Annotated in this window: 16 protein-coding genes; 12 read left to right on the forward strand and 4 right to left on the reverse strand. The window is 40.0% G+C overall.

Annotation, left to right across the window (positions count from 1 at the left end):
• Nucleotides 1–154 precede the first annotated feature (154 nt).
• The 4 genes from DWW91_RS23030 to DWW91_RS23045 all read left to right on the forward strand — a co-directional run bounded on the left by DWW91_RS23030 (nucleotide 155) and on the right by DWW91_RS23045 (nucleotide 3,627).
• The gene (locus DWW91_RS23030; RefSeq protein ID WP_048314471.1) at nucleotides 155–967 is read left to right on the forward strand and encodes a head GIN domain-containing protein; all 813 of its coding nucleotides are present in this window, start codon (nucleotides 155–157) and stop codon (nucleotides 965–967) included.
• Nucleotides 968–992: 25 nt separating this feature from the next.
• Nucleotides 993–1,817 carry a head GIN domain-containing protein gene (locus DWW91_RS23035; protein WP_122329027.1) on the forward strand — a complete coding sequence of 275 codons (825 nt, stop codon included), beginning with the start codon at nucleotides 993–995 and terminating at the stop codon, nucleotides 1,815–1,817.
• A 222-nt stretch (nucleotides 1,818–2,039) separates the two neighbouring features.
• Nucleotides 2,040–2,825, forward strand: a complete 786-nt coding sequence (locus tag DWW91_RS23040; RefSeq protein WP_007655800.1) for a head GIN domain-containing protein — start codon at nucleotides 2,040–2,042, stop codon at nucleotides 2,823–2,825.
• A 1-nt stretch (nucleotide 2,826) separates the two neighbouring features.
• Nucleotides 2,827–3,627, forward strand: coding sequence for a head GIN domain-containing protein (locus tag DWW91_RS23045; protein WP_122329028.1), 801 nt, complete (start codon nucleotides 2,827–2,829; stop codon nucleotides 3,625–3,627).
• Between the two features lies 1 nt (nucleotide 3,628).
• On the opposite strand, the gene DWW91_RS23050 is transcribed toward DWW91_RS23045, so the two are convergent.
• Genes DWW91_RS23050 through DWW91_RS23065 form a run of 4 tightly spaced genes read right to left on the reverse strand, consistent with a single transcriptional unit; the run spans nucleotide 3,629 to nucleotide 6,528 of the window.
• Nucleotides 3,629–4,636: an NAD(P)-dependent oxidoreductase gene (locus DWW91_RS23050; protein WP_122329029.1), complete on the reverse strand. Its 1,008-nt coding sequence runs from the start codon at nucleotides 4,634–4,636 to the stop codon at nucleotides 3,629–3,631.
• A gap of 3 nt (nucleotides 4,637–4,639) precedes the next feature.
• The gene (locus tag DWW91_RS23055) at nucleotides 4,640–4,846 is read right to left on the reverse strand and encodes a hypothetical protein (protein WP_007655804.1); all 207 of its coding nucleotides are present in this window, start codon (nucleotides 4,844–4,846) and stop codon (nucleotides 4,640–4,642) included.
• Nucleotides 4,847–4,862: 16 nt separating this feature from the next.
• Nucleotides 4,863–5,621, reverse strand: a complete 759-nt coding sequence (locus DWW91_RS23060) for a metal ABC transporter ATP-binding protein (RefSeq protein ID WP_007655805.1) — start codon at nucleotides 5,619–5,621, stop codon at nucleotides 4,863–4,865.
• Nucleotides 5,605–6,528: a metal ABC transporter solute-binding protein, Zn/Mn family gene (locus tag DWW91_RS23065; RefSeq protein WP_122329030.1), complete on the reverse strand. Its 924-nt coding sequence runs from the start codon at nucleotides 6,526–6,528 to the stop codon at nucleotides 5,605–5,607. The genes DWW91_RS23060 and DWW91_RS23065 overlap by 17 nt, the downstream gene beginning before the upstream one ends.
• Nucleotides 6,529–6,844: 316 nt before the next feature.
• Here DWW91_RS23065 and DWW91_RS23070 point away from each other — a divergent pair, with 316 nt between their 5' ends.
• The 8 genes from DWW91_RS23070 to DWW91_RS23105 all read left to right on the forward strand — a co-directional run bounded on the left by DWW91_RS23070 (nucleotide 6,845) and on the right by DWW91_RS23105 (nucleotide 21,440).
• Entirely contained in the window at nucleotides 6,845–7,171 is a 327-nt protein-coding gene (locus DWW91_RS23070) for a hypothetical protein (protein WP_007655807.1), read from the forward strand.
• A gap of 172 nt (nucleotides 7,172–7,343) precedes the next feature.
• Nucleotides 7,344–8,447 (forward strand): FecR family protein, encoded by a 1,104-nt coding sequence (locus DWW91_RS23075; RefSeq protein ID WP_122329031.1) that lies wholly within the window; start codon nucleotides 7,344–7,346, stop codon nucleotides 8,445–8,447.
• 116 nt (nucleotides 8,448–8,563) lie between these two features.
• On the forward strand, nucleotides 8,564–12,025 hold the full coding sequence (locus tag DWW91_RS23080) for a SusC/RagA family TonB-linked outer membrane protein (RefSeq protein ID WP_122329032.1): 3,462 nt from the start codon (nucleotides 8,564–8,566) through the stop codon (nucleotides 12,023–12,025).
• A 20-nt stretch (nucleotides 12,026–12,045) separates the two neighbouring features.
• Nucleotides 12,046–13,965 carry a RagB/SusD family nutrient uptake outer membrane protein gene (locus DWW91_RS23085; RefSeq protein WP_007655810.1) on the forward strand — a complete coding sequence of 640 codons (1,920 nt, stop codon included), beginning with the start codon at nucleotides 12,046–12,048 and terminating at the stop codon, nucleotides 13,963–13,965.
• Between the two features lie 198 nt (nucleotides 13,966–14,163).
• On the forward strand, nucleotides 14,164–14,709 hold the full coding sequence (locus DWW91_RS23090) for an RNA polymerase sigma factor (RefSeq protein ID WP_122329033.1): 546 nt from the start codon (nucleotides 14,164–14,166) through the stop codon (nucleotides 14,707–14,709).
• 72 nt (nucleotides 14,710–14,781) lie between these two features.
• The gene (locus tag DWW91_RS23095) at nucleotides 14,782–15,849 is read left to right on the forward strand and encodes a FecR family protein (protein WP_122329034.1); all 1,068 of its coding nucleotides are present in this window, start codon (nucleotides 14,782–14,784) and stop codon (nucleotides 15,847–15,849) included.
• Nucleotides 15,850–16,032: 183 nt separating this feature from the next.
• Nucleotides 16,033–19,509: a TonB-dependent receptor gene (locus DWW91_RS23100; RefSeq protein WP_122329035.1), complete on the forward strand. Its 3,477-nt coding sequence runs from the start codon at nucleotides 16,033–16,035 to the stop codon at nucleotides 19,507–19,509.
• Between the two features lie 11 nt (nucleotides 19,510–19,520).
• Nucleotides 19,521–21,440 (forward strand): RagB/SusD family nutrient uptake outer membrane protein, encoded by a 1,920-nt coding sequence (locus tag DWW91_RS23105; RefSeq protein WP_122329036.1) that lies wholly within the window; start codon nucleotides 19,521–19,523, stop codon nucleotides 21,438–21,440.
• Nucleotides 21,441–21,508: the final 68 nt, after the last annotated feature.

The following is a 21,508-nucleotide window of genomic DNA, read 5'->3' on the forward strand; positions in this document are numbered from 1 at the left end:
AAAGAAGCCGCATCCGTTAATTATATGGATTGCGGTTTTCTTTTTTATCTACCCGCCCCTTTTCTTTCACTTTTCCTGAAAAAACTCTTTCCAATCTGCAACCTAAACGCAATAGCATTCGTCTTATAAATAAAAGAACTAAAAAATTATACAGATGAAAACAAAAGTATCCCTCCTTATTGCCTGTTTACTGACCACATTGACAGGATTTGCTTTCACCAATGAAAAAGTGGAAGGAAACGGAAATATCATTACCAAAGAAATTTCCATCAGCGACTATAATGAAATATCGACAGTCGGAGTCATGGAGTTTGTATATGAGCAATCGGATGCCGCTCCTTATCTGAAAATCATGATCGACGAGAATCTGTTTCCGTTACTGAAAGCACAGGTAGACGGCAAGGAGTTGATAATCGGCCCCAAAAAGATCAAGGAAAATAGTCGTAACGGTAATTCATATAACCTTCAACCGACCCAATTCAAGGTTATAACCAACTCACGCGAAATAAAAGAACTGAACGTGGTATCTTCCGGCGATTTCATTATTGCCAGTCCGATAAATATCGGAAAACTGGAAATCAACATGGCAGGCAGCGGCAATATTCTTTTGGAAAAGAAAGTAGAAGGAAACAAGCTGGAAATCAATTTGGCCAGCTCCGGGAGCGTAGTAGCCTCCAATATCGATCTGGCAGGAATAGAATGCAGCCTGGCAGGCAGCGGTTATATCCAGATTGCAGGCAAAGCGGACCGCGCAGAATACAATCTGGCTGCAAGTGGCAACATTAAAGCCTACGAATGCGTCACCGGCAAAACGGAATGCAACATAGCCGGTAGCGGAAATATCCAGACTCATACCAGAAATCAGTTGGAAGCAAACATCGTAGGAAGCGGGAATGTCTATTATAAAGGTAATCCCACTACGAGCAAAAGTATCATCGGCTCCGGTAAATTAAAAAGTGCAAACTAAATAACATAACTTAAAAACGAACATCATGAAAAGAATTACATTCGCCATCATCAGTTTAATCGCATTCAGCACTATATCCTGTTTTGCAGAGAAAATCAAAGGGAACGGTAATATAATAATCAAAGAGATCCAGGTCGCCGATTATAAACAGATAAAAGTAGGCCAGGGAATCGAAACAGGCGGAAACTCTTTCTTCGGCAAGAACCAGTCTCCCCAGGTGAATTACACACAGAAAGGCGGTAAATCCGGCTTAAAGATCACCATCGACGAGAACCTCCTTTCCGAATTAAAATTCAACTCGAACGGAGACGTACTTCAGATAGAGACAGAACGCGGCACTCGTATTAATCCGAGCAAATTGATTATAGAAACCCATTCCTCAGAATTAAATAAATTAGGGGTATCAGGGGGCATCGATTTCTTTCTGCGCAGTTCCCTCTCCGGAGAAAACCTGGAAATCAGTGCTTCCGGAGCAAGCGATGTTTATCTGGAAAAACCGATACGCATAACTAACCTGTGCAAGATCAACCTGAGCGGGGCCAGCGACCTGAAAGTATCCGACCTGATTTGTGACAGAATAGATACCCACTCCTCAGGCTCCAGCGACATGAATCTGAAAGGAAAAGCAAACGACGGAAAATATAGTTGCAGCGGCAGCAGTGATATCAAAGCATACGACTTCGTTATAAAAAGACTGAAATGTTCTGCAAGCGGCAGCAGTGACATTTTCACAACCGTTACCGAAAAACTGGAAGCCAACGCATCCGGAAGCAGCGATATCAAATACAAAGGCAATCCGGAAGTTAAAAAGCATTCAAGCGGTTCCAGCGATATCGACCACATAAAATAAGAGATCATTATATTGGGAGTTGGAAAACCCGGAATTACTTTTCATCAAGGCATTGGATGAATAGTGATATCCGGGTTATTCATTATAATTCCAAAACTTAATTCCCTATAAAAATATACGAAATGTTGGACTTATAAATTAAAATACTCCTATTTTTGTAACCGACCGCATCGGAGTCACGTCTATTTATTATAAGAAAAGGCAATACTAAACAAATAAATTATGAGAACAAAAGGGTTATTATCTATTATCATGTTGCTGGGCCTGTTATTTACAGTCCAGGCGGCAGATCATGTGAAGGGCAACGGTACCCTTACTACAAAGAAAATAAAGATCGATGATTACAATGCCATCAAGATTGACGGCGTTATCGATTTCAACTATGAACAGTCGAATGCAGAACCCTATATCGAAATTACGGTTGATGAAAACCTGCATGAATACGTCAACATCAATATAAAAGACCGCGAACTTTCTGTTGGTTTCAAAGGTGCCAAAGTGGATCACTATACCAAATTCATCGTAAAGACCAACTCCAAATGGCTGAAAGAGGTAAAAGCCGCCGGAAATGCGAATTTCATGATAAACAGCTCTTTGACTGGTGACGAGGTAAAAATCAAGGCAAACTCCAACTGCCTGGTACAACTAAAAGAACTGATAAAAGTAGGAAAACTGGAATTGAATGTTTCCGGTAGCGCCAATATGGTTGTCAATGACCTCCAAGTAGACAAACTGGAGTGCAGCATCAACGGCTCCGGCACTATCAACCTGAAAAAAGGGAATGCCAAGGAAGGTGAATACAGCATCACCAGCAGCGGAGAGATCATGGCTTTCGGTGTAGACGTTCCTGAACTGAGTTGCAAAATGACTGGCAACGGAACGATGGAAGTTCACCCCACCAACAACCTCAAGGCAAACGTTGTCGGCAAAGGTAAAATCCGTTATAAAGGCCCGACAGCCGTTCAGCAGAAAGTTATTGGTAAAGGATCCGTAGAAGAAGTAAAATAAGATGAGTAAGAAATTATCATTTATAATATTGGGCAGTATCCTTTTACTTGCTCAAGGATGCATATTTTTCCCTGCTGTAAAAGGAGACGGAAATGTAACGACACATACGATCGACATTTCAGACTACGATCAGATTAGCGTCGATGCATCAGCTGCCGTTTTCAATTACACGCAGGAAGAATCGGCGCCTGCACTGACTGTCACGGTCGATCAGAACATTTATGACCTTTTCGATTTCAAGACGGATGATAATAAGCTTGTCATCCGCCCTAAACGAGAAAATAAAACACTCCGCCTCCGTCCGACCCAATTCACCATTACCTCCAATTCCAGGCAGTTGAAGAAGGTAGATCTGGCCGGTGCAGAAAAATTCAATGTAAACAGCAAGCTGTCTTCGAACGACAAGATCAAATTTAACCTGGCAGGCAGCGTCATGCTTCACATGAAAGATACTGTTACGGTAAACCAACTGGAAGTATCTATAGCCGGTAGCGGTACCGTAGATGCACTTACCTTGTATGCGAAGGAGTTTAAAGGTGAAATAGCCGGTTCCGGAACATTCAACCTGGCTGGTACGGGAGAGAGAGCAGCATTCGAAATTGCCGGTAGCGGGAAAATACATGCACTGAATTTCTTACTATCAGACGTATCGTGTGAGATAGCGGGCAGTGGTTTACTGGAAACTCATGCAACGAATAATATCTATGCCGAGATAGCCGGTAGCGGGAATATCAGATATAAAGGAGACCCTTCCATTAAAGAGGAAAGGGCAGGTTTAGGTAGCATAAAAAAGGTGGACTGATCTACAGCCACCCTTCCTTACAATACCACTCAATACTTTCCTCCAGCCCTTTGCGCAAAGGGTATTCAGGAGTGAAACCTAGTTCTTCCTGAAGTGGCGTAACATCGCAAATCCAGTTACGCTGCTTCAGGATGATATATTTATCGGTGTTCAGTGTCATACTCTTATTCAACAACTTGCCTATCCACTCGGAACAATGGCACGCTACATAAACCAATCCCAACGGGATGCGGGCATGCAACACATGCCTTTTCTTTACTATATCCTGTATCATCCGTGCAAATGACTCGTCGGTATGCACATCTCCGTCTGCCACAAAATAATGCCGGTTAAGGATTGTTTCATTTTCCAACGCCAGGAACGCCACTCTCGCCAGATCCTTTACATATATAAATGTAATACGCTGGGGAATGAATCCTACCGCAAAGTCAAACCCCGACTTTACGCTTTTGATCTCCATAAAATAATCCTTTTCACCGGGACCATACACACCCGTCGGCCGCAGGATCACATAAGGGAAATGAGATTGGTTGCGCACATAGCTCTCCGCTTCCAGCTTACTTTTACCATAGGCTGTATCCGGTTGTTGCGGATCATCCAGGCGAATCGGACGGAAATTCACCTCGTCTCCCCTCCCATAACTGCTCAGGCTACTCATCAACAGAAACTTTTTCGGTTTGCAGCCGGCAGCAGCTAATGCCTCTATGAAGTTATGTGTATTCTCTGCATTGATACGGAAGAAATTCTGCTTATCGAGCGTCTTTGTCAGACCTGCATTATGGATAACATAATCCCAGGCGCCCTGCTCACGGACAAAATCCTTCAACTGATCAGTCAATGCCTCCCGATTGTTATATTTGAGATCAATAAAATGAATCCGTTCATCCTGTAGGTTTTCACGGCTGCTTGTGGCACGTACGCCCGCCCAGGTTTCATATCCCCGGCGCAACGCTTCCTTTACCAGAAAACCACCGATAAATCCGCTTGCACCTGTAATCAATATCTTCATAACTCAGTCTTTATTCTTCATATAATAGGTGTAGTAATACCATAACAGACCAATCCAGTTGAGAACAATAATGATCAGTATCCATACAATCTTCTGTCCTCTGGAGATAAAAGGATTTTGCGTAACGGCCTTGCATCCGAACAGGATAACGGCAATGCCTACGATAATACCGGCTTCCGGTAATGAGATTAAGCAAAGTGTGTGTGACATGGTGAAATTAAGAATATTAATGTTCGTGTGTTTTCAATACGCGGTGCGGCAGATTCCCGTGTCCGATCAACTCGATCGGGCAGGCATATTTCTCGCCCAACCATTCTTCCGAAACGTCTACACCGGGGTGATAATGCAAAGTCTCGTTCACACAGGCAATATTTTTCACCATTGCCAGGACCGTTCCGATATCGTGAGAGACCAGAATAATGGCACTCTCTTTATTGATATCCTCCAGTAACTGGTAAAAACGCGACTCAAACCGTTTATCGACATACGAGTTTGGTTCATCAAGAATCAGTAATTGCGGACGTGAAACGATCGAACGGCCTAACAGAACACGTTGTAGCTGCCCTCCCGATAACTCTCCGATCGAACGGGTGTACAAATCTTCGAGCCCCATCTGCCGGATCACCACCTCAATACGCTCCTTCTGGACAGCCGTGTAAGAACGAAAACGAGGCTTTTCAGCAGCTAGTCCCGAAGCGACCACTTCCCATACGGAAATAGGGAATTTACGGTCAATATTATTCAGTTGAGGCAGATAACCAATCCGTAAAGAAGAAACTTCAACCCCATTCTGATAAAAACGTATCGCACCGGATACCGGCTGAAGTAATCCCAGGATCACCTTCAGCAGTGTTGTTTTACCACCGCCGTTAGGACCGATTATGCCCAGAAAATCATCTTTCCATACGGTCAGGGAGACATCTTTCAAAACAGTCTTATTCCCATAAGCGGCTGTTATCTTATCTATTTCAATGAGTTTGTCCATCAGCCAGTGCTTTTGCAATATGAATCATTCCTTTAGTCCAGTCATAAGCCAACGGATTGATTACAGTCAGTTTACAGCCTGTCTCTTTGGCAATCAGTTCGGCATTCTTCTGATCGAACTCCTGTTGAATGAATACGACGCGGGCATTGTTGGCACGCGCTGTTTCCACCAACCGTTTCAGTTGTGCAGGCGAAGGTTCTTTGCCGTCCATCTCGATACAAAGTTGCGTGAGATTGAACTCGTTGGCAAAATAAGTCAGTGCCGGATGGTAGATAATAAATGTACGGTCGGTCAACGGGTCAAGCAGTTGCTTTATCTCCGTATTTGTTTTATCGATCTCGTCCACCAGTTTATTATAGTTCTGCCAAAAATACTCCGTATTGTCGGGATCGAGTTCAATAAATGCATTCAACGTATTCCAGGCAACAGCCTTAGCTCCGGCAATCGAACTCCATATATGCGGATCGACTCCGCCATGATGATGGTGATGCGCCTCCTCTCCGGCATGGGCATCATGATCGTGCGTGCCATGTTCATGTGCATGGTCGTCATCTTCCGTATCTGTCAGCAGGTTCATTCCTTCAGATGTATCAAACACCTGTAGTTTCGGATTATTTTCACGTATCTTATCCATCCAGGCCTGTTCAAACCCGATAGGACCGATACGCAAGTAAGCGATACTTCTTCCGATCTGTATCATTTGCTGGGGAGTAGGATCGTATGTTTCAGGACTTTGCCCGGCAGGAACTACACAATTTATTTTGAATTTATCTCCTGCTATCTTTTCCGCAAAATAGCGCTGAGGTTCAATCGTGACTGTAACAACAGTCTCATTAGCCTGCTTTGTCACACAAGCCGTTAACAGAAAAAATGAGAGAATAGTGATTAGTATACTCGTTTGTTTCATCTTGATTTTCTATACATTATATATCATGCAATATTTTTATTTCTATCACAACCTGACAAAGGTAGTAATTTTTTTGTTTCTCCTTCGATTCCTTACAGAAGGTACTTCTTCTTGTAGAAAAATCCACACAAGTATGGAGAAATTCCACACCTGACGGATGTACTTCTTTTTAATCCGGTTAATCAATAAAAAAATTAACCTGCCCATTTAGAACATGTTACCTGAAAGAATAGTTCAATTTACCTTTTTGGCACGAATATTGGATTATATATAGCAAAAGATAAATTTAGGTTTTCAATTTTAAGGCAAAAAAGATATGAAAAAGATTGTTTTAATGGCAGTGATTGCCATGTGCGCCGTTTTTACGTCACAGAGCCAGGCACAAAACATACTGAGTAATGACAAAACACAGGTAGAAAAACAGGATAAGTTTTATGAAATAGACGTTACGAATATCCCCCAGATACTTCAGGAGGGTGTAAACAATGTCCACCAAGACTGTCTGATAAAATCCGTTTACGTGTCGAATAACAGCACTTATGTTAAATACAAAGTTATCCTGGTGACACGCGAAGGAAAAGAAATGAAAGTTTATTTCGATGACAAAGGAGCCGTAGTCAAGGAACATAGTTATTTCAAATAAGACATTGATTCCCAAGTTAAACACACATATATTTTGCAGGCTTTCACCGATCTGTGATCAGTGCTGATCTGAAAAGATGTAATTTTTTTTCTTTTTTCGTTAGGGTAATCCGGGAATGGGGTGTTATTAGTATGAAAGGCCCCAAAACGGGAACCTAAGTCAATACGAAAGAATGGAAAAAGAATTACTACATAAATATTTCAGAGGCGAAACTTCCCCCCAGGAAGAAAAACTGATCATGGATTGGGCGGAGGCTTCCGGTGACAATTACCGGGAGTATCTGGAAGAGCGCAAAATCTGGAATGCCCTATTAGTACATTATTATAATATCGAAAACAAGAGCTCTCATACCAAAAGAGTTTCATTGCTTCATCTATACAAATATGCAGCAGCCGTTGCCGTCATAATATTGACTGTCGGAATTTACATCACATTTACTAACAAAACTCCGGATATTCTTTCCTTACAAGAAATATCCGAACCTACTTTATTAATTAATAATAAAGAACATATCGCTCTTAGTCAAAAGTCGTTTTCCATAGAGAAAAAGGCTGCCAAAATACAGAATGATCACAAAAACAATAAACTTTCTTACTTACAACAAGGCAAGCTTTCTCTACAAAAAGAAGTGATGACCAATCGCTTATTAATACCGCATGGAAAAACTTATCAATTAACCCTTTCGGACGGTACCATTGTTACATTGAACGCAGAATCGGAGCTTATATTCCCTTCTGAGTTTAACACACAAACCAGAGAAGTCAAACTAAAAGGAGAAGCTTATTTCCAAGTAGCCAAAAATCAGGATAGGCCATTTATCGTACATACCGACCAACTGGATATACGTGTACTCGGTACCACATTCAACGTTAGTAGCTATGCGGAAGAGAAAATTATGCGCACAACATTAATAGAAGGCTCCGTTAGCATAGAACAAAACGGTAGCACTCAACTCATTCAGCCCTCAGAGCAATATATATATAATAAAGAAAACGATAAGATAGACATACAGGTAGTAGACACAAATATTTACACCTCATGGACGAATAACGAATATATATTCAAAAATACGACATTGGAAGATATCCTGACTCAAATAGGACACTGGTACAAATTTCAAACGACTTACGAAGCATCCTCTTTAAAAGAAAAACGCTTCACATTTACAATCGGACGTGATGCCTCCTTGGATCAAATCATCCGGTTTATCAATAATACCGAAGAAATCTATATCGAGAGAATTAACGAAAATATCCACATTAAAAGCATTTTATGACATGAACGACACTTAGCAACAAAAAAGAAAAAGGAGATAACATCTTCCACATGTCATCTCCTCCTTAAACTTATTACTCAATTAAAATCAAGTATTTAAATTCAATTTGTAAATTTATGAAAAAGAATCATTCCATGCCTTTTTTATTATCTAAAAAATATATAAAGGCATTATTGATCGGTATGTTAACGTTCCCTTCAAGCCCTATTTTGGCTGAAACGACAACTCCGGAAATCTCCTTTTTTGAACAAAGTTATTCTTTGAAACTAAAATTCAATAATGAAACATTGGGCAATGCAATCGAGAAATTATCTCAACAAGCAAATGTCCGGATCATTTACTGTAATGACCAGGTGCAAACGCAAAAAAGAATCAGTGCCAACATACAAACAACTGATATCCAAGAAGCTCTACGAATTATTCTAGGCAATGGCTATGTATTTAAACAGGAGAATAATTACATTTCTATCGCCAAAGCCAAAAATTCAGAGACATTTGAAATAGCAGAACAACTACAACAAAAAAAACATAGCGTTACCGGTTTGCTGACTGATGCTGACGGTAATCCTATTATCGGGGCTACGATTGCCATTAAAGGTACAACTCACGGCGTAACCACAGATGTGGACGGTAGATATATTCTCAATAACGTCAACGAAGGTGACGTTATTGAATACCGATATATCGGTTACAATACGGAAGAAAAAACATACAAAGGGGAAGAGAGCATCAACATTCGCATGGTTGAAAGCTCTGTAGGCCTGGAAGACGTTGTGGTTATCGGATACGGACAACAAAAAAAAGAAAGTGTCGTTTCTTCCATCAACACAATCTCTGCCAAAGAACTTTCCATGCCAACCCGAAGTCTTTCAAATAATATTGCCGGACAAATAGCCGGAGTATTGGCTGTACAACGTACTGGAGAACCAGGTAAAGACAATTCCGAATTCTGGATTCGTGGTATCAGTTCGTTTGCAGGAGGAACCTCTCCGCTAGTTTTAGTCGATGGAGTTCCCAGAAGCATGAACGATATCACTGTTGATGAAATAGAATCATTCACTGTATTAAAAGACGCTTCTGCTACAGCCGTATATGGAGCAGAAGGTGCGAATGGTGTTGTTTTAATTACTTCCAAACGTGGTTCTTCACAAAAACCAACATTAGATGTACGTGCTGAATTCGGGATTGCCAAACCCACCCGTCTTCCTAATTTAGCTAATTCATACGAATTTGCACAACTCTATAATGAAGCTGCTTGGGAAGTTGCCGGAGCTCCGGCTTCCGGGTTTATCAATCCTTATTCCGATCATGATTTAGAAATGTACCGAACCGGCGAAGATCCCGATTTATATCCAAATGCAGACTTTCTCAGTCTACTAAAAGACCAAACATTCAATCAAAGAGTCTCTTTAAATTTGCGTGGTGGTGGCGATAAAGTTCGTTATTTTGTTTCCGGTTCTTTCTATCATGAAGATGGTATGTTCAACTCACAATCAACAGAAGATTATAATGCAAACATAGGGTTGAGTCGCTATAATATACGTTCTAACATTGATATAGATGTGACAAAAACAACTTTGTTAGCTGTAGATATTAGCGGACAGTATACAGATTCACATAATCCTGCGGTTGAAACACAAACAATATTTAATAATATATTTAATTATGCTCCTAACCAGTTTCCATTACGCTTTTCAGATGGAACTTTCTCGGAATACAGACTTTACAACGGAGGTACAGGGAATCCTTATAATATGTTGAACGAATCCGGTTATACAGATGGGTGGTATGCTAATTTACAATCCAAACTGACTTTGACCCAAAAACTGGATTTTATTACCGAAGGATTAAACATCAAACTATCCGGGAGTTTTGATGCAGATTATAACTCAAAAACCAAACGAACTAAAACACCAACCAGTTATATGATGCAACTCAATGATGCCGGAGAAAAAGAATATATCCAAATCAATGAAGGTGCTCCTAACCTGACTGATCACTCAGAAGCTAGTAAGGGCGGTGAAAAACGGGTTTATTTAGAAGCTTCATTAAACTATAAACGTATATTCAATAACGTTCATGATGTTTCCGGATTATTACTGTATATGCAAAAAGAAAGACAAACACAGGGTAGCGGTTTACCTTATAAAAAGCAGAGCATAGTGGCCCGTGGTTCATACGGTTATGATAATCGTTATATGTTGGAAGGCAGCTTTGGTCTTACTGGTAGCGAGAATTTTGCAGAAGGACACCGTTATGGTATTTTTCCCGCTGTCGGAGTTGCCTGGTATGCTAGTAACGAGAAATTCATGAAAGGAACAGAAGATATTATCAACAAACTAAAAATTCGTGCATCCTATGGTATCACAGGTAACGACAATGTGGGAGGAACACGATTTCCTTATCGTGGTTCATTGAAAACTGATGCAGGTGGTTATAATTTCGGATTCAATGTTGGCGCCAACGGAGGAGGAACCAACGGCCAGGGAAGTGGTATTATCGAAAACTTATTTGCAGCCCCTTTTCTTTCTTGGGAAATAGAAGAAAAGAAAAATATAGGTTTCGATTTAGGATTACTGAGAGGAAGAATTGATATGAGTGTCGATTTCTTCAAAAATGATCGCCGAGATATTCTAATGCAAAGAAAAACGGTTAGTGCCGTTACCGGATTCAGACAAAGTCCTTGGCAAAACTTTGGAAAAGTAACAAACAAAGGTTTGGATGGAAACATTGTAGTAAAACAAAGCATCAATAATGTAAACCTCTCCTTTCGAGGAAATTTTACATACGCGAAAAATAAAATCATGGAATATGACGAAGTTTCTCCCCGTTATGAATATCAGCGTTATACCGGACAAAGTTTAAAAACCCCATTATTATACATTGCAGATGGTTTATATACGGCAGATGATTTTATTATTACAGAAAATCCGGAAAACGGAAGTAAAAGTTACAGTCTGAAAGAAGGATTGCCTGTACCTAGCGCCGCTGTTTCTCCAGGTGACATCAAATACCTAGACTTAAACGGAGACGGCAAAATCGATAGTTACGACCAGACTTATAATCATAAATTTTACGCTGAAAACCCTGAATTGGTATACGGATTCGGATTAAATGCAGAATACAAAGGATTTTATGCCGGTATATTCTTTCAAGGAGTAGCAAAAGCCTCCATGAACCTAAATGGTTCACGTGATTTTGTCCCATTTTCTTTCGGTCAATTAGGATCATTACGCCGAGAAGGTTTCGATCATTGGAGTAGCCGGAATCCGGAAAATCAAGATGTATTATTTCCTCGATTACATACCGAAGAATTTAGCCATAATAAGCTCAACAGTACCTGGTGGTATCGTGACGCTTCATTCTTGCGTTTGAAAAATATAGAATTAGGCTATACTTTTAACAAAGAGATGCTACGAAAAATGGCAATTCAAAATGCTCGTATTTATGTACAAGGGAATAATATTGCCGTTTGGGATCATATCGGCATGTGGGACCCGGAATTAGGATCAGCCGGATCTGGAATCAAATATCCGATTAATATGACATGGACTCTCGGTGTAGAGTTTGGTTTCTAATTACTAAAAATATATACAAAATGAAAAAGACAATTATATCTATACTAGCCGGAGCTTGTTTAACATTTTCTGCCTGCAGCGATTACTTGGATGTTTCCGATGAACTAGCCAGCAATCTAACGATTGAGCAAGTTTTCGATAATGTAAAATATACGAAAAGATGGCATGCAAATATCTTTAATTGTATCTCTGAATATTCACAATACTTTTGGGAACCTAACGGATTAAAAAATCCTTGGGCAACTCTGTGTGGAGAAACATCTATTTGCCATGGAAGTATAAAAACAGAAATGGTTAATGGCTTTAATGCCAGTAACGCCAACTTTCACCGTTTCGCTCCTTTATATCAATATATCCGGCAAGCTTACCTCTTTATCGAAAATGCCAAACCGATCGGAGTTACTACCGATCAGGAAAAGTTGACTGAAGAAGATATCAACAGAATGAAAACAGAGGCTAAGTTTTTTATTGCCTATTCTTACTTTTCCCTATTTGAATTGTATGGCCCCGTTCCTATCATTGATGGTATCGAGGACCCTTCTACTACCTCTTTCGACTATGCAAGGGGCTCTGTGGATGAAATGGTTACTTATATTGACAATTTATATCAAGAAGTACTGGAAGAAAACAATCTACCTGAAACATTGCGTAAAATAGACGAGATTACCGGAGAAGAAGTAGAAAACATGAACGAAATGGTTCGTCCCACTAAAGCGGTTGTTTTGGCTTTACGTGCTAAACTATGGGTCTATGCTGCCAGCAAACTATTCAACGGTGGTTATGCGGAAGCGTTAGATTTAGTAAACAATGACGGAAAACATCTGTTTTCAGCCAAAGATCCAGGAAAATGGGATACTGCAAAAAAACATCTGGAGACATTCCTTAAGTTTGCTGAAAATAATCATTACGAACTCTTCCGTGTATTCGACAAAGAAGGAAAAGAACAACCTAGCTTATCGGTTTATCGTGTTTTCCAAGAATATAATAAAGAGATCATTTGGGCTACCAGTCAATCCTATATGAGTGAAGTCAACAACGGACAACATTTAGACCGTCGTTGCCGTCCGACAGCAATTATGGATGGATTTAGCGGTATCGGTGTTTCTCAACAGGCAGTCGATGCATTCTTCACTAAAAATGGACTCGATATTAACGAAGATCCGGAACATGACGAAACAGGTTTTAGCGACATCGAAAATCCTTGCGCTTACAAAAAACCGCAGATAGATAAACATATATTCAACATGTATGTAAATCGCGAACCCCGTTTCTATCATGCCGTAACTTACCAAGGCAAAAGTTGGCATATTCAACCTTCGGAAGGATGGAGTGTAAATTTTTCCAGAGAAGGGAACAACTCTCAGTATATCGCCGGACGCGAACACTATACCGGTTATCTACTGTATAAACGCAACAATCAAGAAATGTACAACTCCGGTTCCTATTTAAAAAAGCATGCTCGTCCGTCTATCCTACTACGTTTAGCCGATTTTTATCTCTATTATGCAGAAGTATGTAACGAAATCAACCCGAACGATCCGAATATTATTAAATACTTGGATATGGTTAGAGAAAGAGCTGGTATTCCCGGATATAGAGAACTACAAAATACAGGTAAAAAAACAGGTATTATCGGTGATTATGAAGCCCAGGCTTATGCTATCCGCAGAGAACGCCAAGTGGAACTGTTTTCTGAAGGTCAACGTTATTTCGACATTCGTCGTTGGATGATTTGCGATGCCGGAGAAGAAGCCGACCAAACTGTATACTGGGGAATGAATGTAGACGGTTACGACAATTTGCCTCCTTCTGATCCGAATTCTTTCTATCACCGGAAACTGATAAGAAAACATCAATGGGTTAGAGCAATGTACCTGTATCCGATTCCTCATAATGAAATCGAAAAATCACCAAGCTTGATACAAAATCCACTCTGGTAAATAGAATACTCTATTCTTGATACAATTTAAAAATCAGCCTGTCTCATACCTGATACGAGACAGGCTTTTTTGTTTTATATAATACTTACAATGAAATAATATTACCCTATCCACAAAAATATCATACATTTGCAGACGAGATAGGAGGAGATTTCTTAAGTTTATCCATATTGTTTTAAACAGTTCAAATACTCATTAATGGAAAATCAGTCTGACGAAATACTATGGTCACTTTATCTGAAAGGGGACAAAGATGCCCTTGAACAGATATACAGACGATACTATCCATTACTTTTGAATTACGGATGCAGACTTTCTGCCAATCAGGATCTGGTGCAAGACTGCATTCAGAATTTGTTTATAAAACTGATGTCTAAATCACGAAACTTATCAGACACACCCTCTGTAAAAGGATATTTACTTAAAGCCTTCCGCAACAATCTGCTGGACAGTCTTGAAAAAGAAGAAAAACACAATGATTTCATCTTCATTGACGAAATACCGGAAGTATATCACACTACAACAGAAGAAGAATCTGCCCTTAAAGAAGATATAAGCAATCTGTCGTTGGCTTATCAGGAACTTTCTGCCAAACAAAAAGAAATATTATATCTTTTTTATATCAAAGGTATCTCTCACAAAGAAATTGCCGACATATTGAATATCAACTATCAATCCAGCAAAAACAGACTATCCCAGTCACTCGTACAATTACGTAAAATATTTTTTCTGAATAAAAAATAACTTTTTTCGGTTTCTTACAAGTACCTTTTCCCAATTTCGCCGTACTTATAATAGAGAGACAACGAAAAAAGGATGAACAAAGCAGAAAACAACATACGGAAAACTTCTTTCAAAAAGGCCGGACAGGCATTGATCGATCATATACAGGAAACCGAAAAGGTTGACCTGCAAAGAATCGAACAATCTCTGGAAGATCTGAAAAACAGCTATCAGATACAACACAAACGGAGAAAACTATGGCTTTACGCTGCTTCTGCTGCCGCATCGTTATTGATTGCAGCCTTATCAATCAACTTTCTATATTCGCCAAACTCCTACGACTGGGATATGCTGGCGACATCTTTATTGAACGATAGCATACCTCATCAGGATAAAGAGATCACCCTGATCACCCAAAACGACCGGATGAAACTCTCCAACGAAGCTTCTCTGAAATACAAAAAAAATGGGACACTACAGGTAAACAAAGAAGATGTTACTAAAGAAAGCCCCGTCCGTCACAAAGAAAAGCTCAACCACATTATCGTCCCGAAAGGAAAACGGGCCACCATAACCTTTTCAGACGGAACATCTATGTATATCAATTCAGGAAGTCATGTTATTTATCCTTCCGACTTCGATAAAAACAAAAGAGAAATTCTTGTAGAAGGAGAGGTTTACCTGGAAGTAGCCAAGGACCCCAAACGTCCATTCTTCGTTAAGACAAAGGATTTCGATGTAAAAGTTTTGGGCACAACGTTTAATGTCTCCGCCTACAAAGACGACGCTATAGCATCCGTCGTACTGGTAGAAGGTAAAGTGGAAGTGGATAACAACAATCAGAAAACCACGATCAAACCCAATGAGAAAATCGCTATTACCCACGGAGAATCAACAGTCAGCATCGTAGATGTAAATGAATACATTTCATGGAAAGATTACATCATGCTGTTTGCAGAGCATCGCGTCGGAGATGTATTTACACGCCTATCACGCTATTATGGTGTTCATATCGAATGTGATCCATCCATAGCCTCATATCCGGTTTCAGGAAAGCTGGACTTAAAGAGTGGTATAAATAACTCATTAGATATTCTTACAGAGTTACTGGATATTAAATATAAAACCGAGCCGGACGGGAGTATCCGGATCTTTCAATAAATGATTGTTTAACCTAAAATATATTTGCTTATGAAATAAACACACAAAATGAAAAGGGAAATTCCACATCTCCCCCTCAAGAGAGAAAAGTATATGATACTGAAAAAGCCAGACAATACCGTCATATTGCCTGGCTCAGGAAAGTATTAATCTAGTTCGTTACTAAAAAATACACACAAATGTATGAAAAAACAAAAGAGTATCAAATCTAAAAGATTTAATTATCTAAAAAGTATCTGTTTAAGTGGCTGTTTATTATGCATTGCAGCAGAGGCTACAGCCAATTTAACCGAAAATTATTCGGCACAAGTTTATTTAACTGTAAAAATGAACAACAAAACGGTACGGGATGTATTCTCCTATATCGAAAAAAACAGTGAATTCATTTTTATCTACCAAGGTACTAAAATCGACCTGGATAGAAAAGTATCCATAGACCTGAACGATCAACCGGTTCAGACAATTCTTCATGAAATCTTTGCCGGAACAAACGACACCTATTCCATAAAAGGTCGGCAGATCATTGTCAAAAAATCACAGACAAAAGAAAATGCAGAGGTTTTGAGTACCAACCAGCAAAAAAAAACCGTTACCGGTTTATTGACTGATAGTGATGGTAATCCGGTTATCGGGGCAACAGTTACTATCAAAGGTACCACCCATGGTGTTACAACAGATATGGACGGTAAATATATACTCAATGACGTCAACGAAGGCGACGTCATTGAGTTCCGATATATCGGATTTAATACGGAAGAAAAAACCTACAAAGGCGAAGCTAACATCAACATTCGCATGATGGAAGCCTCCGTAGGTCTGGAAGACGTTGTCGTAATCGGTTACGGCCAGCAGAAAAAAGAGAGCGTTGTATCTTCATTGAACACGATCGGACCGGCTGAGTTAAATGTAAAACAGCGTAACCTGCGCAACACGTTGGCCGGACAAATTGCCGGTGTAATTGCCGTACAGAGAAGCGGTGAGCCGGGTAACGATGCTGCTGCATTCTATATTCGCGGACAAAGTTCATATGCCGGCGGTACATCTGCTCTAGTATTAGTAGACGGTGTTCCCAGAAGTATGGACGATATCGATGTAGATGAAATCGAAAGTTTCACCGTATTAAAGGATGCTGCTGCTACTGCCGTTTATGGTGCAGAAGGTGCGAATGGTGTTGTATTGATTACTTCCAAACGCGGTAAAGCCCAAAAGACATCTGTCAATTTCAGCGCACAATACAGTATTGTCACTCCGACACGCATGCCTGAGACTTTAAATTCTTATGATTACCTGTCATTATATAATGAAGCATTGTGGAATGACCAAGGCAATCCGAACAAAGAATATTTCAATCCGCAATACACCGAAGAAATGCTCGAAAAATACAGGACCGGAATAGATCGGGACTTGTATCCATCTGTAAACTGGTATGACTTGCTCCAAGATCATACACAAAGCCAGAGGTATACGGTAAACTTTAGAGGCGGTTCTGAAAAAGTACGCTTTTTTGCTTCCGGAGCTTACTATTCTGAAGACGGAATCTTTAATTCTACTCCGAAAGAGGATTACAATGCCAATATCGGATTGCAACGCTTCAATCTGCGCTCCAATGTTGATATGGATCTGACAAAGACAACTCAATTGTCAGTAGATATGAGCGGACAGTATTTGAAGAAAAATCAACCGGGATATACTTCAGATGAAATCTTCAATTACATCAGCCACTTTCCTGTACATGTCATCCCGATGTATTATTCAGACGGAACCGCCTCGGATCATGGTGCTCCGGGATACGGTGTAGAATATCAACCATACAACATGCTTAACAATAGCGGATACAGCAAAACATGGAGTGCATTCCTGCAAACCAAAGTAACATTAAAGCAAGATCTGAAATTCATCACGGAAGGTTTGTCAGTAAAGGGATCTGTCAGCTTTGATGCCGACTTCTACTCAACCATGAAGAGATGGAAAACACCGCAAACCTTTTATGCGTTAGGGAGAAATGAAGATGGAAGCCTTGATAAAAAAGCAATCAAAGAAAGTTCTGCTTTAAGTAATCCCGCCATATCCGGTCGTGATGGAACGAAAAAAATCTATTTGGAAGCCTCTTTGAATTATCAACGTTCCTTCAATAAAGTACACGATGTAACCGGTATGGTATTGTATATGCAAAAAGAAACGCAATATCAGAATAGAGATAATGGTTTACAGCTCTTACCGTATCGCAAACAAAGTGTGGTTGCCCGTGCAACTTACGGATACGACGACCGGTATATGCTGGAAGCCAGTATGGGTATGACCGGTAGTGAAAACTTTGCGCAAGGCCATAGATGGGGAACCTTTCCTGCCGTTGGTGCAGCTTGGTTTATTAGCCATGAAAAGTTCATGAGAGGAGCAGAAGATTACATTAGCAAACTGAAGCTGAGAGTTTCTTATGGTATAACCGGCAATGATAATATTGGTGAGAACACACGTTTTCCATATAGAGAGAACATTAATACAGGTCTTAACAGTTATAGCTTCGGACTAACACCAGGAGCTAATGGCGGTACAAGTAATTCTCCGGGAGGTGGTATTGCAGAAGGTAGTTTTGCCATGCCTAATCTGTCATGGGAAATTGAAAAAAAGCTGAATACAGGTATTGATTTGGGATTATTCAGAGGACGTGTCGACTTCAGTGCCGATTATTTCTATAACCGTCGTAGCGACATTTTATTGCAAAGAGAAACCGTTTCAGGCGTTTCCGGTCTCCGGGTAAAACCGTACCAAAACTTCGGGGTCGTCAGAAACCAGGGGGTCGATGCTAATCTTATATTAAAACAGAAAATAGGAAATGTAGATCTCTCCGCACGAGGCAACTTAACTTATGCCAAAAATAAGATTCTTGAACGCGACGAAATCCCTCAGAAATACGGTTATCAGACATATACAGGAAACTCCATCGACAAACCATTACTGTATATTGCGGAAGGACTTTATACTCCGGATGATTTCAATATTACAACAAACGAATATGGCGGTCAGACTTATAAATTGAAAGACGGTCTACCCACCCCCGCGGCTAATGTTGCCCCTGGTGATATCAAGTATAAAGACTTGAATAATGATGGTGTCATCGACTCTTATGACCGTACTTACGATCATAAATACTATCAACCGACGCCGGAAATTGTCTATGGATTCGGATTAAATGCAGAATGGAAAGGATTCTTCGTTGGCGTATTTTTCCAGGGGACAGCACATACATCTGCAAATATGTTAGCGAACGGTTATGCAATGATTCCTTTTACACATGGTATTGACAATGGTTCAGCTCGTACAGAAATTACAGATCGATGGATACCTACTAATCCTAATAATCAAAATGTAACTTTCCCACGCTTACACACTAATTCATTTAGCCATAATGAGATGGCAAGCACTTGGTGGTATCGCAATGCAGGATTCCTTCGATTAAAAAACATCGAAATTGGTTATCAATTCAATGATAAAGTATTAAAACAACTTCGTATGAAAAATCTAAGAGTTTATTTACAAGGGAACAATGTTGCGGTTTGGGATCATATAAAGTTCTGGGATCCGGAATTGGGTAGTGCAAATTCCGGTGCCAAATATCCTATTTGCAGCACATATTCTCTTGGATTAGAAGTCACATTTTAAAAATAACAAATATGAAATTCTTACATAAAATAGCAACCATTGCTTCTGCATGTTTTTTTACCTTATCCTTTGCCGGATGTAGTGATTATTTGGATGTGTCGGATGAAGTAGCAGAGAACCTGACATTAGACGAAGTCTTTAATAACCCCAATTATATGCGCCGTTGGCATGGAAACTTATTCAACTGCATTTCGGAATATTCCAGTATTGGGAAAAATCAATATGACGGTTTTTCAGGTGTTTGGGTATCTATGTGCGGAGAAACGACCTTAAGTGGAGCCGGTCTAAGTGAAATGATATCCGGTTTTACATCAGCCAATGCCCCATTCCACCGTTGGACCGACCTGTATCAATATATTCGTGACGCACATATCTTTTTGGAAAGAGTAACCCCAAAAGGAAGTATTAACGACCAATATCAGTTAACAGAAGCAGATGTTAAAAGGATGAAGGCTGAAGCTAAATTCCTTATTGCCTACAGTTATTTCTCACTCTTTGAGTTGTATGGTCCGGTTCCCATTTTAGATGAATTGGCTAATCCGGAAGATAAAGGTTTAGATTATGCCAGATCTTCCATAGATGAAGTCATTGTATACATTGATAACTTATTAAAAGAGGTTATTGAATCTGGAAATCTGCCGGAAACAATCATACAAGATCAGAGTGCAACAGGTAATGACCGGTATAATTTGAATGAAATTGTACGCCCGACTGTGACAACTGCTAAAGCTCTGAGAGCGAAACTTTGGGTATATGCAGCTTCACCGCTATTCAATGGCGGTTACAAAGAATCTTTGGATGTGGCTAATACAGATGGTAAAAAGCTATTTGCTTCTTACGATGCGAATAAATGGGTAACAGCCAAAAAGCATTTAGAAGATCTGTTGAACAACGCGGAACAAAACAAACACACTTTGTTTACCGTATATAATACAGATGGAACCATCAACCCGGACGAATCGGTTTATCAACTATTCCAGAACTACAATGACGAAATATTATGGGCTACAGGAGATAATATTTGGAATGGGGATACTATGGAAAAAAATACCAATCCCAGAGACTGCTACACAGGATGGGGATATCTTGGAGTTACTCAAAATTTAGTGGATGCTTTTTTTGTTAAAGACGGGTTGACAATTGATGATCCGGGCAGTTTATATAAAGAGGATGGATTTACCGATGTAGTCAATCCGTGTAACGAAAACAAGCGAATAGATACTAACGTATTCAATATGTATGCAAACCGTGAACCCCGTTTCTATGCAAGCATAGGATATGAAGGTAAAAGTTGGCATATTCAACCGGTAGGAAGACCGGATTACACGCTCGGATTTGCCAAAGGAGAAGGTTGCGACAATTCTTCTGCCGACAATCCTCGTACCGGTTATCTGCCTACCAAATTTAAGAACCGTAAGATTTTGTTTACCGGAAACTATTTAAAAGCGTGGGCCCGTCCTTCCATTCTTTTCCGTTTAGCTGACTTTTATCTGTACTACGCAGAGGTTTGTAACGAAATTGATCCAAACGACCCCAATATTATCAAATATCTGGATTTGGTAAGACAACGTGCCGGTATTCCCGGTTACAAAGAGCTTTCCGCTTTCGGTAAAAAGAATATTATCGGGAATCAAGAACTGCAACGGAAAATGATCCAACGTGAACGTACTGTTGAATTATTTATGGAAGGGCAACATTATTTCGATATCCGGCGTTGGATGATTTGCGGAGATGGTGAAGATGCCGACCAAAGTATTATTCATTCAATGAACATGAATGGATATAAAGATCAGCCGATCGGAGCCAACAATTCTTTCTTTACCCGCATCGTTCTTGAAAACCGTGCCTGGAGACGTGCCATGTACCTTTATCCGATACCACAGGATGAAATACAAAAAAGCCGGCTTCTGGTTCAGAATCCTTTATGGTAAAAATTGATTAATTATAAAAACAGATAGGCCTTATACTAGTTATATTAGTAGTATAGGGCTTATTCTCT

It is taken from the genome of Parabacteroides sp. AF17-3 (genome assembly GCF_003635445.1).
Lineage (GTDB): Bacteria > Bacteroidota > Bacteroidia > Bacteroidales > Tannerellaceae > Parabacteroides > Parabacteroides goldsteinii.

Bases quoted from the DNA above. Each gene is read 5' to 3' on its own strand.
- DWW91_RS23030 (WP_048314471.1), top strand. From the start codon at position 155: ATGAAAACAAAAGTATCCCTCCTTATTGCCTGTTTACTGACCACATTG.
- DWW91_RS23035 (WP_122329027.1), top strand. From the start codon at position 993: ATGAAAAGAATTACATTCGCCATCATCAGTTTAATCGCATTCAGCACT.
- DWW91_RS23040 (WP_007655800.1), top strand. From the start codon at position 2,040: ATGAGAACAAAAGGGTTATTATCTATTATCATGTTGCTGGGCCTGTTA.
- DWW91_RS23045 (WP_122329028.1), top strand. From the start codon at position 2,827: ATGAGTAAGAAATTATCATTTATAATATTGGGCAGTATCCTTTTACTT.
- DWW91_RS23050 (WP_122329029.1), bottom strand. From the start codon at position 4,636: ATGAAGATATTGATTACAGGTGCAAGCGGATTTATCGGTGGTTTTCTG.
- DWW91_RS23055 (WP_007655804.1), bottom strand. From the start codon at position 4,846: ATGTCACACACACTTTGCTTAATCTCATTACCGGAAGCCGGTATTATC.
- DWW91_RS23060 (WP_007655805.1), bottom strand. From the start codon at position 5,621: ATGGACAAACTCATTGAAATAGATAAGATAACAGCCGCTTATGGGAAT.
- DWW91_RS23065 (WP_122329030.1), bottom strand. From the start codon at position 6,528: ATGAAACAAACGAGTATACTAATCACTATTCTCTCATTTTTTCTGTTA.
- DWW91_RS23070 (WP_007655807.1), top strand. From the start codon at position 6,845: ATGAAAAAGATTGTTTTAATGGCAGTGATTGCCATGTGCGCCGTTTTT.
- DWW91_RS23075 (WP_122329031.1), top strand. From the start codon at position 7,344: ATGGAAAAAGAATTACTACATAAATATTTCAGAGGCGAAACTTCCCCC.
- DWW91_RS23080 (WP_122329032.1), top strand. From the start codon at position 8,564: ATGAAAAAGAATCATTCCATGCCTTTTTTATTATCTAAAAAATATATA.
- DWW91_RS23085 (WP_007655810.1), top strand. From the start codon at position 12,046: ATGAAAAAGACAATTATATCTATACTAGCCGGAGCTTGTTTAACATTT.
- DWW91_RS23090 (WP_122329033.1), top strand. From the start codon at position 14,164: ATGGAAAATCAGTCTGACGAAATACTATGGTCACTTTATCTGAAAGGG.
- DWW91_RS23095 (WP_122329034.1), top strand. From the start codon at position 14,782: ATGAACAAAGCAGAAAACAACATACGGAAAACTTCTTTCAAAAAGGCC.
- DWW91_RS23100 (WP_122329035.1), top strand. From the start codon at position 16,033: ATGAAAAAACAAAAGAGTATCAAATCTAAAAGATTTAATTATCTAAAA.
- DWW91_RS23105 (WP_122329036.1), top strand. From the start codon at position 19,521: ATGAAATTCTTACATAAAATAGCAACCATTGCTTCTGCATGTTTTTTT.